Annotated in this window: 15 protein-coding genes and 1 pseudogene; 11 read left to right on the top strand and 5 right to left on the bottom strand. The window is 67.7% G+C overall.

The features are described from left to right. Positions 1-94: 94 nt before the first annotated feature. A complete protein-coding gene (locus ACN5KJ_RS07350) occupies positions 95-448 on the bottom strand; it encodes a DUF1428 domain-containing protein (RefSeq protein WP_347165569.1) in 354 nt (117 codons plus the stop codon). A 63-nt stretch (positions 449-511) separates the two neighbouring features. Between ACN5KJ_RS07350 and ACN5KJ_RS07355 the strand changes: the two genes are divergently transcribed. Next, the gene (locus ACN5KJ_RS07355; RefSeq protein WP_418593005.1) at positions 512-970 is read left to right on the top strand and encodes a MarR family winged helix-turn-helix transcriptional regulator; all 459 of its coding nucleotides are present in this window, start codon (positions 512-514) and stop codon (positions 968-970) included. 113 nt (positions 971-1,083) lie between these two features. On the opposite strand, the gene ACN5KJ_RS07360 is transcribed toward ACN5KJ_RS07355, so the two are convergent. Then, positions 1,084-1,923, bottom strand: a complete 840-nt coding sequence (locus ACN5KJ_RS07360) for a universal stress protein (protein ID WP_418593007.1) — start codon at positions 1,921-1,923, stop codon at positions 1,084-1,086. 194 nt (positions 1,924-2,117) lie between these two features. Here ACN5KJ_RS07360 and ccoN point away from each other — a divergent pair, with 194 nt between their 5' ends. The 5 genes from ccoN (at position 2,118) to ACN5KJ_RS07385 (ending at position 7,308) form a co-directional block, all read left to right on the top strand. Then, complete coding sequence (ccoN, locus tag ACN5KJ_RS07365) at positions 2,118-3,731, top strand: cytochrome-c oxidase, cbb3-type subunit I (protein ID WP_229245723.1); 1,614 nt, start codon at positions 2,118-2,120, stop codon at positions 3,729-3,731. Between the two features lie 12 nt (positions 3,732-3,743). Then, the gene (gene ccoO / locus ACN5KJ_RS07370) at positions 3,744-4,562 is read left to right on the top strand and encodes a cytochrome-c oxidase, cbb3-type subunit II (RefSeq protein WP_418593009.1); all 819 of its coding nucleotides are present in this window, start codon (positions 3,744-3,746) and stop codon (positions 4,560-4,562) included. Between the two features lie 9 nt (positions 4,563-4,571). Then, positions 4,572-4,757: a cbb3-type cytochrome oxidase subunit 3 gene (locus tag ACN5KJ_RS07375; protein WP_418593011.1), complete on the top strand. Its 186-nt coding sequence runs from the start codon at positions 4,572-4,574 to the stop codon at positions 4,755-4,757. After that, positions 4,754-5,656: a cytochrome-c oxidase, cbb3-type subunit III gene (gene ccoP, locus ACN5KJ_RS07380; RefSeq protein ID WP_418593012.1), complete on the top strand. Its 903-nt coding sequence runs from the start codon at positions 4,754-4,756 to the stop codon at positions 5,654-5,656. Before ACN5KJ_RS07375 ends, ccoP begins: the two co-directional genes overlap by 4 nt. A 197-nt stretch (positions 5,657-5,853) precedes the next feature. Next, complete coding sequence (locus tag ACN5KJ_RS07385) at positions 5,854-7,308, top strand: diguanylate cyclase (protein ID WP_418593014.1); 1,455 nt, start codon at positions 5,854-5,856, stop codon at positions 7,306-7,308. 326 nt (positions 7,309-7,634) lie between these two features. Here the strand turns inward: ACN5KJ_RS07385 and ACN5KJ_RS07390 are convergent, their stop codons facing one another. Continuing rightward, positions 7,635-7,790, bottom strand: coding sequence for a hypothetical protein (locus tag ACN5KJ_RS07390; protein WP_347165574.1), 156 nt, complete (start codon positions 7,788-7,790; stop codon positions 7,635-7,637). Between the two features lie 100 nt (positions 7,791-7,890). Here ACN5KJ_RS07390 and ACN5KJ_RS07395 point away from each other — a divergent pair, with 100 nt between their 5' ends. The 5 genes from ACN5KJ_RS07395 (at position 7,891) to ccoS (ending at position 13,324) form a co-directional block, all read left to right on the top strand. Further along, positions 7,891-8,763, top strand: coding sequence for a LysR family transcriptional regulator (locus tag ACN5KJ_RS07395; RefSeq protein WP_418593017.1), 873 nt, complete (start codon positions 7,891-7,893; stop codon positions 8,761-8,763). A gap of 116 nt (positions 8,764-8,879) precedes the next feature. Next, on the top strand, positions 8,880-10,451 hold the full coding sequence (locus ACN5KJ_RS07400) for a cytochrome c oxidase accessory protein CcoG (protein ID WP_418593018.1): 1,572 nt from the start codon (positions 8,880-8,882) through the stop codon (positions 10,449-10,451). Position 10,452: 1 nt separating this feature from the next. Further along, a complete protein-coding gene (locus tag ACN5KJ_RS07405; protein WP_206564669.1) occupies positions 10,453-10,926 on the top strand; it encodes a FixH family protein in 474 nt (157 codons plus the stop codon). A gap of 44 nt (positions 10,927-10,970) precedes the next feature. Further along, positions 10,971-13,154, top strand: coding sequence for a heavy metal translocating P-type ATPase (locus ACN5KJ_RS07410; RefSeq protein ID WP_418593019.1), 2,184 nt, complete (start codon positions 10,971-10,973; stop codon positions 13,152-13,154). A gap of 8 nt (positions 13,155-13,162) precedes the next feature. After that, on the top strand, positions 13,163-13,324 hold the full coding sequence (ccoS, locus tag ACN5KJ_RS07415; protein ID WP_206564671.1) for a cbb3-type cytochrome oxidase assembly protein CcoS: 162 nt from the start codon (positions 13,163-13,165) through the stop codon (positions 13,322-13,324). Between the two features lie 112 nt (positions 13,325-13,436). Here ccoS and ACN5KJ_RS07420 read toward each other — a convergent pair whose 3' ends face one another. Beyond that, complete coding sequence (locus ACN5KJ_RS07420; protein ID WP_418593021.1) at positions 13,437-15,023, bottom strand: GMC family oxidoreductase; 1,587 nt, start codon at positions 15,021-15,023, stop codon at positions 13,437-13,439. A 239-nt stretch (positions 15,024-15,262) separates the two neighbouring features. Then, positions 15,263-15,720 (bottom strand): annotated as a pseudogene (locus tag ACN5KJ_RS07425) (Lrp/AsnC family transcriptional regulator). Positions 15,721-15,829 lie beyond the last annotated feature (109 nt).

Consider the following 15,829-nt stretch of genomic DNA (forward strand, 5'->3'; position numbering starts at 1 on the left):
CTGCCCCGGTGCAGGCCCCTGCCCCCAGCGGCGCCCCGTCATGCTGTTCTCGATGCCGCGGTGGCAGGGAGGGGCATCCCCTGCCCCGCAGATCTCAGGATTCCGCCATGAAGACCGGAGAGAACCCGCCAAAGATCATGCGCTTGCCGTCGAAGGGCATCGACAGCCTCTCCCACCGTTTGTCCGTCGACATGCTGGCATGGCAGGCATCGACCGCCGCCTTGTCCCGCCAGACCACCCAGGCAAAGACGATCTTCTCACCGGGCTCGCGCTTGACCGCCATCGGGAAAGAGGTCACCTCGCCCTCGGGCACATCCTCTTCCCAGCACTCCCAATGGGCCAGCGCGCCGTATTCCTCGAACAGCGGCCAGGCCGCTTCGGCGCTGTCGATATAGGCCTGCTTGTTGGCCTCTGGCACGGCAGCGACGAAACCCTGTACGTAGGACATGATGACACACTCCCTTTCCCATGTGTTGCCCCGAGCCTGCATCGGAAATAAGTTGATATCAACATGAATCCCGACATGCACCCCGACCTGCCGATTTCCGCCACCCTCGAGGTGCGCGACCGCTGCCTGTGTTTCCGGGCGCAACGCGCGGCGCGGGCCCTGGCGCGGCGCTTCGATGCGGCGCTGAAGCCCTTTGGCCTGTCGAACGGGCAGTTCTCTATCCTGATGGCGATAAACCGGCCAGAGGCGCCGCGCATCTCGGAGCTTGCGCCCTTCCTAGCCATGGACCGCACGACGCTGACCGCGGCGCTGAAGGTGCTGGAGCGGCGCGGACTGGCCGAGACCAGCCCCGACCCCGACGACAGGCGCGGGCGGCGGCTGCATCTGACCCGCGCGGGGCAGGAGCTGCTGATCGCGGCCCTGCCGGTCTGGCGCGACACCCATAATGCGCTTGACGCCGATCTTGCGGGGAACGGGATCGACGCCGAGACGCTGGCGAGGGCTCTGCTCTCCCTCGCCTGAGGGCCGGATCCCTGGCACCCGGCCTGTCGCGCGCCCTGCCCGGCGACAGGGCCGTTTCGCAGCTACCCGGGCCGCGGCAGGATGCCCCGCCCTGCGCCCGGGGTCCGGGCGCGTCAGTGCGCCATCAGCACCGACACCTGCGTCTGCTCCAGCATCGAGCGGGTGGCGCCGCCAAGGATCGCCTCGCGGAACCGCGAATGGCCATAGGCCCCCATGACCACCAGATCCGCATCGACATCCGTGACATGGCGCAGCAGCACATCCGCGACGCTCGGCATGGTCTTGGACAGCACGTCGACCTTGGGCCGAACCCCGTGCCGGGCAAGGAACTGCGACAGCAGGCCACCGGGGTCGGAGCGGGTCGGCCCGTGCTGCGGCGGGTCGATGACGACCACATGCACCGCCTTGGCCTGCGTCAGCAGCGGCAGCGCGGCGCGCACCGCGCGCATCGCCTCGCGGCTTTCGTTCCACGCGATCACCACGCGCTCGGGCTGCGGCTTCACCGTGACGCCATCGGGCACGATCATCACCGGCACCTGCCCCTCGAACAGCGCGCCCTCCGTCACCGGCTCCAGCTCTATGCCGCGCTCCTTGCCGTAGGGCTGCGGCAGCACCACGAGGTCGGCGAACCGCGCATGCGCGGCGATTTGGCGCCCGATATCGGCAAGCTGCGCAACGCGGTGATCCACCGCCCAGCGCAGTTCCTCGCGCTGCAACCGCTCCTTTGCAAGGCCCGCCAGTTCTTCCGCCTCGGCATTCGCGCGGCTCAGGGTTTCCTGAAGCACCATGGCGTTGGCACCGGCATAATAATAGCCGGTCTGGGTCCGGTCGACGCCGAGGCAGATTACCTCGAGATGCGCGTCGTGGCCTTGGGCAAAAGCTGCGGACTGGGCTAGGGTGCTGTTCAGCAGACTGGTGTCGGTCAGCGCGGTCAGTACGGTCTTGTATGTCATGACACACCTCCAGGTTGTCGATACAGATAGGCTATCCGCCCGGCGCGGATGCCACCTTGACGCGTGTCAAAACGCAGGGCCCCATTGCTTGATGCAGATCAAGGCTTTGTTGATGCCGACAGCGCAGTAACGGCACCAGTCAAAGATTGCCTGTGCGGCAGCGATTCCGTGTGGGACAGACGAAGGGACGAAACATGTTGAATTATCTCAAGCTCATCGTGCTTGGCCTGATCGCGATATTCGCGATGATCGCGGCCAACTATGCACGCGATGTTGCTTACATGGTCCATGCGATCATCATCCTGCTGATCTCCGCAGGGATGTTCGTCTGGGTCCTGCGCAACACGGATGAACCGGCGCCCCTGCCGGCCAATCAGAACGAATACATGGACGGGGTGATCCGCTACGGCGTCATCGCCACCGCCTTCTGGGGCGTGGTGGGTTTTCTCGCCGGTACGTTCATCGCCGCCCAGCTGGCCTTTCCGGCGCTCAATTTCGACTGGGCCGAGGGCTATGCCAACTTCGGGCGCCTGCGGCCGCTGCACACCTCGGCGGTGATCTTCGCCTTTGGTGGCAACGCGCTGATCTGTACCTCGTTCTACGTGGTCCAGCGCACCAGCGCGGCGCGGCTCTGGGGCGGCAACCTCGCGTGGTTCGTCTTCTGGGGCTACCAGATCTTCATCGTGCTGGCGGCAACCGGCTACCTGCTGGGCTCGACCCACGCCAAGGAATACGCCGAGCCGGAATGGTACGTCGACTGGTGGCTGACCATCATCTGGGTCGCCTATCTCGCCGTCTTCGTCGGCACCATCGTGAAGCGCAAAGAGCCGCATATCTACGTGGCCAACTGGTTCTACCTCGCCTTCATCCTGACCGTCGCCATGCTGCACGTGTTCAACAACCTCGCCATTCCGGTCTCGATCTGGGGGTCGAAATCCGTGCAGGTCTTCTCGGGCGTGCAGGACGCCATGGTGCAGTGGTGGTACGGCCATAACGCCGTGGGCTTCTTCCTGACCGCCGGCTTCCTGGGCATGATGTACTACTTCATCCCGAAACAGGCCGGTCGTCCGGTGTACAGCTACAAGCTGTCGATCATCCACTTCTGGGCGCTGATCTTCCTGTATATCTGGGCCGGTCCGCACCACCTGCACTATACCGCCCTGCCCGACTGGGCCGCGACACTGGGCATGGTGTTCTCGATCATCCTGTGGATGCCGTCCTGGGGTGGCATGATCAACGGCCTGATGACGCTGTCCGGCGCATGGGACAAGCTGCGTACCGACCCGGTGCTGCGGATGTTCGTGATCTCGCTCGGCTTCTACGGCATGTCGACCTTCGAAGGCCCGATGATGTCGATCCGCGCGGTCAACTCGCTGTCGCATTACACCGACTGGACGATCGGCCACGTGCATTCCGGCGCGCTTGGCTGGAACGGCATGATCACCTTTGCCTGCCTCTACTTCCTGACGCCCAAGCTGTGGAACCGTCAGGGCCTCTACTCGCAGGCCATGGTGTCCTGGCACTTCTGGCTCGCCACCATCGGCATCATCTTCTACGCGGCATCCATGTGGGTGACCGGCATCATGGAAGGCCTGATGTGGCGCGAGGTGGATGCCAATGGCTTCCTCGTGAACAGCTTCGCCGACACGGTCAGCGCCAAGTTCCCGATGTATGTGGTGCGCGCCCTGGGCGGGGTGCTCTACGTCGCCGGCGGCCTGATCATGTGCTACAACCTGTGGATGACGGTGAAACGCGCCCCGGCCCTCGAGGCCGGCGCCGCGACCGCCCATGCCACCCCGGCCGAATAAGGAGGACCGGACATGGCTGATAACCCGAAAATCACCGATCCCGCCAAGGACCCCAAGGTCGACCAGCTGGGCGACGGCGTCCCCAACGAGCTGCCGCACCAGTCGTGGGTCTTCAAGCACCACTCGAAGCTGGAGCGGAACGTCACGCTTCTGGCGGTTCTGGCCTTCCTGACCGTGACCATCGGCGGGCTGGTGCAGATCGTGCCGCTCTTCTACCTCGAGAACACCATCGAGGACGTCGAGGGCATGCGCCCCTACACGCCGCTGGAACTGGCGGGCCGCGAGATCTACCTGCGCGAGGGCTGCTACGTCTGCCACAGCCAGATGATCCGTCCGATGCGCGACGAGGTCGAACGCTACGGTCACTACTCGCTGGCGGTCGAATCCAAGTACGACCACCCGTTCCAGTGGGGATCGAAGCGGACCGGGCCGGACCTGGCCCGCGTGGGCGGCCGCTACTCGGACGAGTGGCACGTCGACCACCTGCGCGACCCGCAGTCGGTGGTGCCTGAATCGGTGATGCCCAAATACGGCTTCCTCGAGGAAACGCTGCTCGACGGGCGCTACATGGACGACCTGCTGCGCACCAACGCCATGGTCGGCGTGCCCTACACCGACGAGATGATCGCCGAGGCGCAGCGGGACTTTGTCGCGCAGGCCGACCCGGACAGCGATTACTACGACGGGCTGGTGGACCGCTACGGAGAGGTCAACATCCGCAACTTCGACGGGGCACCCGGTGTCTCGGAGGCGGATGCGCTGATCGCCTACCTGCAAATGCTGGGCACGCTGGTCGATTTCTCGACCTTCACGCCCGACGCCAGCCGGTAAGGGGCCAGGATGGAGAACTACAGCTTTCTGAGACAGCTGGCGGACAGCTGGGGCTTGCTGGTCATGTTCCTGATCTTCGTGGGCATCATCTTCTGGGCCTTCCGGCCCGGAAGCCGAAAGACCTACGAGGACACGGCCAACATCCCTTTCCGCCACGAAGATCGACCCGCCACACGTGAGGAGGACGGGAAATGAGCGACAAGAAACAGGACGACCTTGACTACGAGACCACCGGACACGAGTGGGACGGCATCAGGGAATACAACAAGCCGCTGCCCAAGTGGTGGCTCTGGACCTTCTACGCGACCATCGTCTGGGGCGTGGGCTACACCATCGCCTACCCGGCCTGGCCCATGGTCACCGGGGCGACCGCCGGTGTGCTGGGCTATTCCACCCGCGCCGAGGTCGCCGAGGAGATCGCCCGCGTCGAAGAGGCCAACGGCCCGATCAACGAAAAGCTCGCCTCTGTCGACCTGGCCGCGATCCAGGACGATCCCGAGCTTCTGAGCTATGCGGGCAACGCCGGGGGCGCCGTGTACCGGTCGTGGTGCGCGCAATGCCACGGCTCTGGCGCGGCGGGGTCCAGCCAGGCCGGATGGGCGGCGGGCTACCCGAACCTGCTGGACGACGACTGGCTCTGGGGCGGCTCGATCGAGGCGATCCACGAGACCATCAGCCACGGCATCCGCAACGAGACCGACCCGGACGCGCGGTTCTCGCAGATGCCCGCCTTTGGCCGGGACGAGCTGCTGTCCGGCGAAGAGGTCGATCAGGTCGTGAACCACGTCATGATCCTGTCCGGGCAGGAACCCTTCGACCCCGCCGGGGCCGAAGCCGGGGCAGAGGTCTACGCGATCAACTGTGCCTCGTGCCATGGCGACGACGGCACCGGTGACCGCGATCAGGGCGCCCCGAACCTGACCGACGCGATCTGGCTGTACGGCGGAGACTTCGCGTCCATCCGCGAGTCGGTCTGGAATGCGCGGTACGGCGTGATGCCCGCGTGGTCGGATCGCCTGTCCGAGGCAGAGGTCCGCGCCGTGGCGACCTATGTCCACAGCCTTGGCGGCGGCGAGGCTTCCGAAGCGGAATGACCCGGCAGGCCTGACCGGCCCCGCAGTCCCCATGACGCCCCCGCCGCAAGGCGGGGGCGTCTTTGCATGTGCGCCCCCGGGGACCGCTTGCCCGGTCAAAGCAGGATTTTACCCCGGGTTTTCGATTGCGCGGAAAATTTTACGAAATCTCAAGATTGTTGGCCGATCACCGATGGACCACAGGATGAGAGCGCGCCATGACCTCTTCGGATTACGGATTGCCCGACCAGCCAGACGCCATGGAAAGGCTGTGCGCGGGCCTTTGCAACCATGCCAACGACGCGGTGGTTCTGACCGACTCCGACCGCCGGATCCTGTGGTGCAACCGGGCCTTCGAAGAGCTGGCCGGCTACACGCTGGCAGAGCTTGCGGGGCGCGACAAGGATGCGCTTTACGACGCCGCGGGCGACACCGCCCTGACCGGGCCGCGCTACGGCGGGCCCTCGGGCAACGGCCTGTTCCCGATGCGTCTGCGGCGCAAGGACGGCGCCTCCATCGCGACGGAAATGGCAAGCTGGCCCTGGGCGGGGTCCGGCGGGCGGCTTGCCGGTCACTTCGCCATCTGCCGCGACACCACCGAGGAAGACCGCCAGCACCTGGCCCGCGACAGCTTTGTCGCGATCCTCACCGACCAGCGGCTGGACGAGCGGACAAAGATCGAGGCGATCCTCGCGCTGGCCTGCGACCATTTCAAGATGCCCGTGGCGCTGGTCTGCGCGCTGGAAGGCCAGACGATGAGCGTCGTGCACGCCAAGTCCTCGCTGATGACGGTCTCTCCCGGCACCCGTTTCGACCTTGGCCAGAGCATCTGCAGCACCACGCTGGCGGTGGACGGGCCGCATAACTTCGCCAATACCGTCGAGATCGGCGAGAACCCGACCTTCCTATCCTACGGGCTGCGGTCCTACATCGGCAAGAAGCTGTCGGTCGGCGGCCATACCTTCGGCACGCTCAGCCTGTGCAGCCCGCTGGACCGTCCGCATTTCACGCGACAGGATTCGGCGATGATCACGCTCCTGGCCTCGGGGATCGAGCAGCTGCTGGCGACGGAGATGCGGGTTCAGGCGCTGGAATCCGCCGCCACGCTGGACTGGCTGACCGGCGCCAGCACCAGCCGCCAGTTCCGCCAGCATCTGGAAGACACCTTTGCGCAGGTCCGGCGCAACGCCGCGACCGCCAGCCTGATCCTTTTCGACGTGGATCACTTCAAGTCGATCAACGACCAGTTCGGCCACGACATGGGCGACCGCGCCCTGACGGAAATCGCCCGCCGCGCCCGCCGCGTCATAGGCCCCAACCGCAAGCTCTACCGCGTCGGCGGAGAGGAGTTTGCCGTGATCCTCGCGGGCTCTGGCGCCGACAGTGCCGCGATCATGGCCGAACGCCTGCGCAAGAAGGTCTCCGAACAGCAATTCCACGACGACCTGCCGCTGATCACCGCAAGTTTCGGCGTCGCCGAGCTGGACGAGGATCTGGGCGGCGCCGATGCCTGGCTGAAATGCGCGGACATCTCGCTGTATGCCTCCAAGAACAACGGGCGCAACCGGGTGACCAGCAACCGGTCGATCTCTGGCATCGACCTGCCGGACGAGGTGTCGCAGGCGCTTGGGCCCCGGCAGGCGACCGGGCCGAAACGACGCCTGCGGGTTTGACACAGGTCAAGGCAGGCCGGGCCCGAAACGGGCAATCTGTAAGGGCAAGACCGGGCTCCTTCCTCCCGGTCGCGATACACCCCGCCGCAAGGACCGGGGCGTGATGCGCCGATGCCCTGTCCTGTTCGCGCGTTTCCTGGGGCGTCGGCGCAGTTCCCTTCCCCGCAGTCTCCTGTCCCGGACGGACAGCGCAAAGGGCGCCGCATCGCGACGCCCCTTCACGGTTTTCCATCAACCCTGACGGCAGGCGCCTCCCCGACCGGGATCGCCCCCGGGGGACGGGTGCCTGTGGCCCGTGACAGTGGCGCGGCACAACGGCCGCGGGATCAATCGTCGTAGCCCCGGCGCCCCGCCGCCGAATGCCGGACCGGCAGGTCCTCTTCCAGCCAGCCGAGCTTTGGCAGATCGCGCCGCGTGGGCCAGTCGGCGCGGTCTTCGGTCCGGGTCGCCGTCATGAAGCTTCTTGCGAAAATGCCGAACATCTCGGTCTCCTTTCCTCTTCGCCGTGATGCCTGCATCTTGACGCGACGCGCCGTGCCATGCGACTCAGCAATATAACCGTCATGTAAGTCAGGCTCACACATGGATTGGACCACCCTGCCCTCCCTTTCCGCCCTGCGCGCCTTTGCTGCCTACGCCCAAAGCCGATCCGTGGCCAAGGCCGGGGCTGCCCTGAATGTCAGTCACGCTGCCATCAGCCAGCACCTTCGGGCGCTGGAAAGCGATCTTGGCGTGGCGCTGCTGGACCGCAGCGGGCGCCGCATGGAACTGACCGCAGAGGGCGAAACACTGGCGCGCGCCCTGCTGGACGGCTTTGGCCAGATCGCCACCACCGTCGAGGCGCTGACCGGCGCCGATGCGACACGGCCTTTGCAGATCTCGACCACGCCGACCTTTGCCTCGGCCTGGCTGATGCCGCGCCTCAGCCAGTTCCGAGAGAAACACCCCGAGATCAGCCTGACCATCGACCCCTCGGCCACCGTCCAGACACTGGAACCCGGCGGCATCGACGTGGCGCTCCGCTACGGCCGGGGCGACTGGCCGGGGCTGGAAGCCGAGCTGCTGGTGCGTTCTCCGATCGTGGTGGTCGCGGCGCCGACGCTCGTCGGCACCCGCGAGATCTCCAGCCCCGCCGACCTGCGCGAGTATCACTGGCTGCAGGAGCTGGGCACCAACGAGGCCACGGACTGGTTTGCCCTGCACGGCGTCGACCGCGATGCCGGGCACGGCTATGCCTCGCTGCCCGGCAACCTGATGCTGGAGGCCGCCCGCGCCGGCCAGGGAATCGCCATCACCGCGGGGATTTTCGTGGCGCAGGACGTCGAGGCCGGGCGGCTGAGGATTCTCTTTGAAGACACGAGGAAGACAGGCTATTTTCTCGTCACCCGTCCCGGCATCCTGCGCCCGCCCCTGAAGGCCTTCACCACCTGGCTGCGGCGCGAGGCCCGCCGGTGACGGAACCGTGACCGAAAACCTGCCTCACAGAGTCAGAATTTGATACAGGTCAAGGCTGAGTGCGGGCCATGGCGCGACAAGGGCCCGAACGACCGACGTCAACGGAGCGAACCACCGTGTCCGACAGCAATACCCCCGCCCCCTCCCTTTATGCTGCGCGAGAGCCGATTTTCCCGCGCCGCGTGTCCGGAAATTTCCGCACCCTGAAGTGGGTGCTGATGATCGTCACGCTGGGCATCTACTATATTACCCCATGGCTGCGCTGGGACCGGGGGCCGCAACTGCCGGACCAGGCGGTTCTGATCGACCTCGCCAACCGGCGGTTCTTCTTCTTCTGGATCGAGATCTGGCCGCACGAGTTCTACTTTGTCGCGGGCCTGCTGATCATGGCGGGGCTGGGGCTCTTCCTCTTCACCTCGGCGCTGGGACGGGTCTGGTGCGGCTATGCCTGCCCGCAGACCGTCTGGACCGACCTCTTCATCCTCGTCGAACGCTGGATCGAGGGCGACCGCAACGCCCGCCTGCGCCTGCACCGGCAGAAGAAGATGGACCTGCACAAGGCCCGTCTGCGGGTCACCAAATGGACCGCGTGGTTCCTGATCGGGCTGGCCACCGGCGGCGCCTGGGTCTTCTACTTCGCCGACGCCCCGACGCTGCTGCGCGACCTCGTGACGCTGAACGCCCACCCGGTCGCCTATACGACCATGCTGATCCTGACCGCGACGACCTTCTTCTTCGGCGGCTTCGCGCGCGAACAGATCTGCATCTACGCCTGCCCCTGGCCGCGCATCCAGGCGGCGATGATGGACGAGGACACGCTGACCGTGGGCTATCGCGTCTGGCGTGGCGAGCCGCGCGGCAAGGGCAACGTCCGCCGCAAGAAACAGTCCGAGGCCATGGCGGCGGAACAGGCCGCGCAGGCCACCGGACAGGGGCCGGATCTGGCGCAATACGCCGCGACGCCCTACCCCGGCCTTTCGGACGCGGCTGCCGCCGCCCCGGTGGACACCGCCGCCTTTCAGGACGGACCGGGCGATTGCATCGACTGCATGGCCTGTGTCAACGTCTGCCCCATGGGGATCGACATCCGCGACGGCCAGCAGATGGAGTGCATCACCTGCGCGCTGTGCATCGACGCCTGCGACGACGTCATGGCCAAACTGGGCAAGCCGCGCGGGCTGATCGACTACCTCGCCCTGTCCGACGAGCCGCGAGAGCGCGCCGGCCAAGCGCCACGCCCGGTCTGGAAGCACATCTTCCGGCCGCGCACAGTGTTGTATACCGCGCTCTGGTCGCTGGTGGGCATCGGTCTGGTATTCGCGCTGTTCATCCGCCCCGAGATCGAGATGTCCGTGGCCCCGGTGCGCAACCCGACCTTCGTGACCCTGTCCGACGGCACCATCCGCAACACCTACGACGTGCGCCTGCTGAACAAGCACGGGGACGACCGGCCCTTCCGCATCTCGCTGGCCGGGGACGAATTCCTGCGCGTCCAGCTGGAGGGCACGCCCTACGAGACGGTGACCGTGCCGGCCAATGAAACCTACCTGCAAAAGGTCTATGTGCTGGCCCCGCGCGGCTCTGACCCGGCAGAATCCGAACGGACAGAGTTCCGCTTCTGGGTCGAGGATCTGACCAGCGGCGACCGCGCCCACAGCGACACCATCTTCAACGGAAGCGCCAACTGACATGACGACACAAGCAAAACGCGAATTCCGCCTGACCGGCTGGCACGTACTGGGGATCTTCGGCGGCGCCTTCGCCGTCATCATCGGCGTCAACATCGCGCTGGCGGTGAATGCGGTCCGCACCTTTCCCGGGGTCGAGACCAAGAACTCCTACATCGCCAGCCAGACCTTCGACGACCGCCGCGCCGCGCAGGAGGCACTGGGATGGACCGTCCGCGCCGATGCCACGGGCGACCGGGTGGAGCTGGCCATCACAGACGCCGAGGGCAAGCCGGTGCAGGCCGGCCAGCTGACGGCCACGCTGGGCCGGGCCACCCATGTCCAGGACGACCGCACGCCCGATTTCACCTTCGACGGCCGGGCCTATGTGGCGCAAGAGGCGCTGGCGCCCGGCAACTGGAACATCCGCATGACCGCCACCGCACTCGACGGCACGCCCTTCGAACAGCGGGTCGTGCTGCATATCCGTCCCTGACCACCGGGTGGGTCCGCGACCCACCGCCCCAAGGTTGCACATCCATGACCGCCACGCTTCGCGCCCCCGTTTCCGCCTGCCCCGCCTGCTCTGCCGCGCCCGCCGCAGAGGCGCTGGCAGAGCGTCCGCCGGTGGACGCCCGCCTGACGCTGTCGCTGCCCACGATCCACTGCGCCGCCTGCATGTCCACGGTGGAACGCGCGCTGACCGCGCACCCGCAGGTGCGCGCGGCACGGGTCAACCTGACGCTGAAGCGCGCAACCGTGGATGCCGCGCCCGGCGTGACCGCCGCGGACCTGATCCCGCTGGTCGAGGGCGCGGGCTACGAGGCGCATGAGCTTGACGGCACGGCGCTGAAGGCCACCGCCACCGACCGCGCGGGCCGCGAGTTGCTGATGCGCCTCGCCGTGGCGGGGTTTGCCGCGATGAACGTGATGCTGCTGTCGGTCGCGGTCTGGTCCGGGGCGGATGGGCCGACCCGCGACCTGTTCCACTGGATCTCAGCCGCCATCGTCCTGCCCGCCGTGGGCTTTTCCGCACAGCCCTTCTTTCGCAACGCCCTGACGGCGCTGCGGGCACGGGCGCTGAACATGGACGTGCCGATCTCGCTGGCGATCCTGCTGGCGGTGGGCACCTCGCTCTGGGAAACCGCGCTGTCCGGCGAACACGCCTATTTCGACGCCGCCATCACGCTGACCTTCTTCCTGCTGACGGGCCGCTATCTGGATCACCGCACCCGCGCCACCGCCCGCTCTGCCGCCGAGGAACTGGCCGCGCTGGAAGTGCCGCGCGCGCTGCGGGTCGGCCCGGCGGGCGACGAGACCGTGGCCGTGGCCGACCTGCGCGTGGGCGACGTGATCCGCCTGCGACCCGGCGGGCGGATGCCCGTGGACGGGGTGATCGAGGATGGCACGTCGGAACTGGACCGCTCGCTTTTGACCGGTGAGACCCTGCCGGTGCTGGCCGAGCCGGGCCGCGCCATCAGCGCCGGAGAGGTCAACCTGACCGGCCCGCTGCTGGTGCGGGCGACGGCGGTGGGCCGCGACACTTCGCTGGCGCGGATGGCCGACCTTGTGGCGGTGGCCGAGTCGGGGCGCTCGCGCTACACCTCGCTCGCCGACCGCGCGGCCAAGCTCTATGCGCCGGGGGTGCATATCCTCTCGGCCCTCGCCTTCCTCGGCTGGCTGATCGGGACGGGCGACCTGCGGGTGGCGCTGAACATCGCCGCCGCGGTGCTGATCATCACCTGCCCCTGCGCGCTGGGTCTGGCCGTGCCCGCCGTGACCACCGCCGCCTCGGGGCGGCTGTTCCGGCGCGGGCTGCTGATCAAGGACGCCACCGCGCTGGAGCGGCTGGCGCAGGTGGACACGGTGGTCTTCGACAAGACCGGCACGCTGACCACCGGCACGCCGGAGCTGACCAACTTGGGCGACCTGCCCGAAGAGACGCTGCGCGTGGCCATGGCGCTGGCGATGGGGTCGGCGCATCCGCTGTCACGCGCCATCACCACCGCCGCACAGGCCGCCGGGCTGCGCCCCGACAGCGTGAGCGACATCACCGAGGTGCCGGGCCATGGCACCGAAGGCCTGTGGCAGGGCCGCCGCGTGCGCCTTGGCCGCGCCGCCTGGACCGGGGGGCAGCCCACCGAACAGACCGCCGCATGGCTGGCGGTAGAGGGCGAGGCACCGCGCGCCTTCCTGTTCTCGGACCGGCTGCGCGAGGGCGCCGCCGAGGCGGTTGCCGCCCTGCGCGCCTCGGGCATGACGGTGCTGCTGATGTCCGGCGACACGCCCGCCGCCGTCGAAAGCCTGGCCCGCAGGCTGGAGATCCCGCAATGGGTGGCCGAGGCCCTGCCGCAGGACAAAGCCGCCCGGGTCGAGGCGCTGAGCCACGCGGGCGCCCATGTGCTGATGGTGGGCGACGGGTTGAACGACACCCCCGCGCTGACCGCCGCGCATGTCTCGATCTCGCCGGCCTCGGCGCTGGACGCGGCGCGGGTCGCCTCGGAAATCGTGCTTCTGGGCCAGAGCCTCGCGCCGATCCCCGAGGCCCTGGGCACGGCACAAAAGGCGGTGAAACGCATCCGCGAGAACTTCTCCGTGGCGACCTGGTACAATATCATCGCCGTGCCGCTGGCGGCGGCGGGCTTCTGCTCTCCGCTGATCGCGGCGCTGGCGATGTCCGTCAGCTCGATCACCGTGTCGCTGAACGCGCTCAGGCTCCGATAGGAGGGTTCATGAACATCCTCACCTACCTCATCCCGATCTCGCTGGTGCTGGGCGGCGCCGGGCTGGGGTTCTTCATCTACACGCTGCGGTCGAACCAATACGACGACCCCGAAGGCGACGCCCGCCGCATCCTGTCCGGCGAATACGACGACCGGCCCAAGCAGGATTGAGGGGGCGCAGGGGTCTGCCGCCGGTTCCGGGGCGGGCCTTCCAGGGGGCTCTGCCCCCGCGCTGCGCGCCCCCCCGGGATATTTCCGGACAGAAGAAGCGGGCTGGGGCGCCTTATGTGCGCTCGAGGATCATGTCAGAGGCCTTTTCGGCGATCATGATGGTGGGCGCGTTGGTATTGCCGCTGCAAATGCGCGGCATGACGCTGGCATCCGCCACGCGCAGGTTGTCCAGTCCGCGAAAGCGCAATGCGGCATCCAGCGGCGCCTCCGCGCCGCCCATGCGCACGGTCGAGACCGGGTGGAAGATCGTGGTGCCGATCTCTCCGGCGGCCCTTGCGAGGTCTTCCTCGGTCTCGAAGGACAGGCCCGGCTTGACCTCTTCGGGCGCGTAGCGGGCCATGGCGGACTGCGCCATGATCCGGCGGGTCAGGCGGATGGCATTGGCCGCCGTACGGCGGTCGCCCTCGGTCGAGAGGTAATTGGGCGCGATCCGGGGCGCCGCGCGGAAGTCCGGTGAGGTCAGCTGCACCGTCCCCCGGCTTTCGGGGCGCAGGTTGCAGACGCTGGCGGTCAGCGCCGGATAGCTGTGCAGGGGTTCCCCGAAGGCCCCCAGGGACAGGGGCTGGACGTGGTATTCCAGGTCCGCCGTGGCCACATCGGGGCGCGATTTCGCGAAGGCGCCCAGCTGCGAGGGCGCCATGGACATCGGGCCGCTGCGGCGCAGCGCGTATTCGGCGCCGATCATGGCCTTGCCCCAGAGCGAATTGGCCAGCGTGTTCAGCGTCTTCGCCCCGGTCAGCCGCCAGGAGCAGCGCAGTTGCAGGTGGTCCTGCAGCTCGGCCCCGACGCCGGGGGCATCGAGGCGCAGCGCAACGCCGTTGTCGCGCAGCAGCTCCGCCGGGCCCACGCCCGAGAGTTGCAGGATATGCGGCGAGCCGATGGCCCCCGCCGCCAGCACGACCTCGCCGCCGCTGCGCGCCTCGTGGCGCTGACCGTCCTTGTGGTAGGCCACGCCGGTCACCCGCCTGCCCTCGAAGAGCAGCCCCGCCACATGGGCGCCGGTCACCACCTGCACGCGATCCTTGGGCGCGCTGCGCAGGAAGGCCTTGGCGGTGTTCATGCGCCAGCCATTGCGCTGGTTGACGCGGAAATAGCCCACGCCCTCGTTGTCGCCGGTGTTGAAGTCGGTGACCTTGGGCAGGCCTTCGGCGGCGGCGGCCTCCATCCAGTCGTCGAGCACCTGCCAGCGCAGGCGCTGGTTCTCGACCCGCCACTCGCCCCCCGATCCGTGGAAGTCGGACGCACCGTCGACGTAATCCTCGGACTTCAGGAAATAGGGCAGCACGTCGTCCCAGCCCCAGCCCGCCAGCCCCATCTGCCGCCAGCCGTCGTAATCCGCCGCCTGCCCGCGCAGGTAGAGCATGCCGTTGATCGAGGAGCAGCCGCCCAGCACCTTGCCGCGCGGATAGAGCAGCGACCGCCCGTTCAGCCCCGGTTCCTCGGCGGTGCGGAAGCACCAGTCGGTGCGCGGGTTGCCGATGCAGTAGAGATACCCCATCGGGATGTGGATCCAGTGGTAATTGTCGCGCCCCCCGGCCTCGAGCAGCAGGACGCGGCGCCCGCCCTCGGCCAGCCGCTTGGCCAGCACGCACCCGGCGCTGCCCGCGCCCACCACGATGTGATCCCAGTCTCCTTGCATGCCCGGCCTCCGCTCGCTTGCCACGATACCTTGGCCCAGCCCCGCGCCGAGGTCCATGTCACTCCGGCGCCCGGTGACGATCCGGCGGGCGGCGGCACGGAACGACAGAGCGGCGCTTGCGGGGGCAGGCAGGCGGAGACGGGGGCATCCGCCGTCCGAGGGGGCCGTTGCGAAGACCGTCCGCCGTCACGCCGCCCGGACAACCGCCCCCGGCACCACGGTGCGGCGGAAGCCCCCTGTCACACCGGCAGGGCGGTGGTCTTGAAGACGGTCCGAAGCGCGAAAGAGGATTGCATCTGCGCCACCCCCGGCAGCCGGGTCAGATACTGGCGGTGGATGCGGGCGAAATCCTCCGTGTCGGCGGCCACGACCTTCAGGATGTAATCCGCCGTCCCCGCCATCAGGTGGCATTCCAGCACGTCCGGAACCCGGGCGACGGCGGTCTCGAAGGCCTCCAGCACCTCGTCGGCCTGCGCATTGAGCGTGATCTCGACAAAGACCGTGGTCGGCATCCCCAGCCGCCGGGCGTCCAGAAGCGCGACGTAGTCGCACACGTAGCCCTCGGCCTCAAGCCGCTGCACGCGGCGGTGGCAGGAGGAGGCCGACAGGTTCACCGCGCCCGAAAGGTCGGCATTTGAATGCGTCCGCGCCTCTGAAGCACGCGCAGGATTCGCCGATCCGTCTCGTCGAGGCTCATGCTGCGAAGGGTCCTTCCGTCACACCCGAATACAGGCGAAGATTCCACCGCCTCGCCGCGCGACACTGCACAATTCCAGCATCCATTTGCAAGCGATCCGTGCCATAAG

Source organism: Ponticoccus sp. (in: a-proteobacteria) (assembly GCF_048381735.1).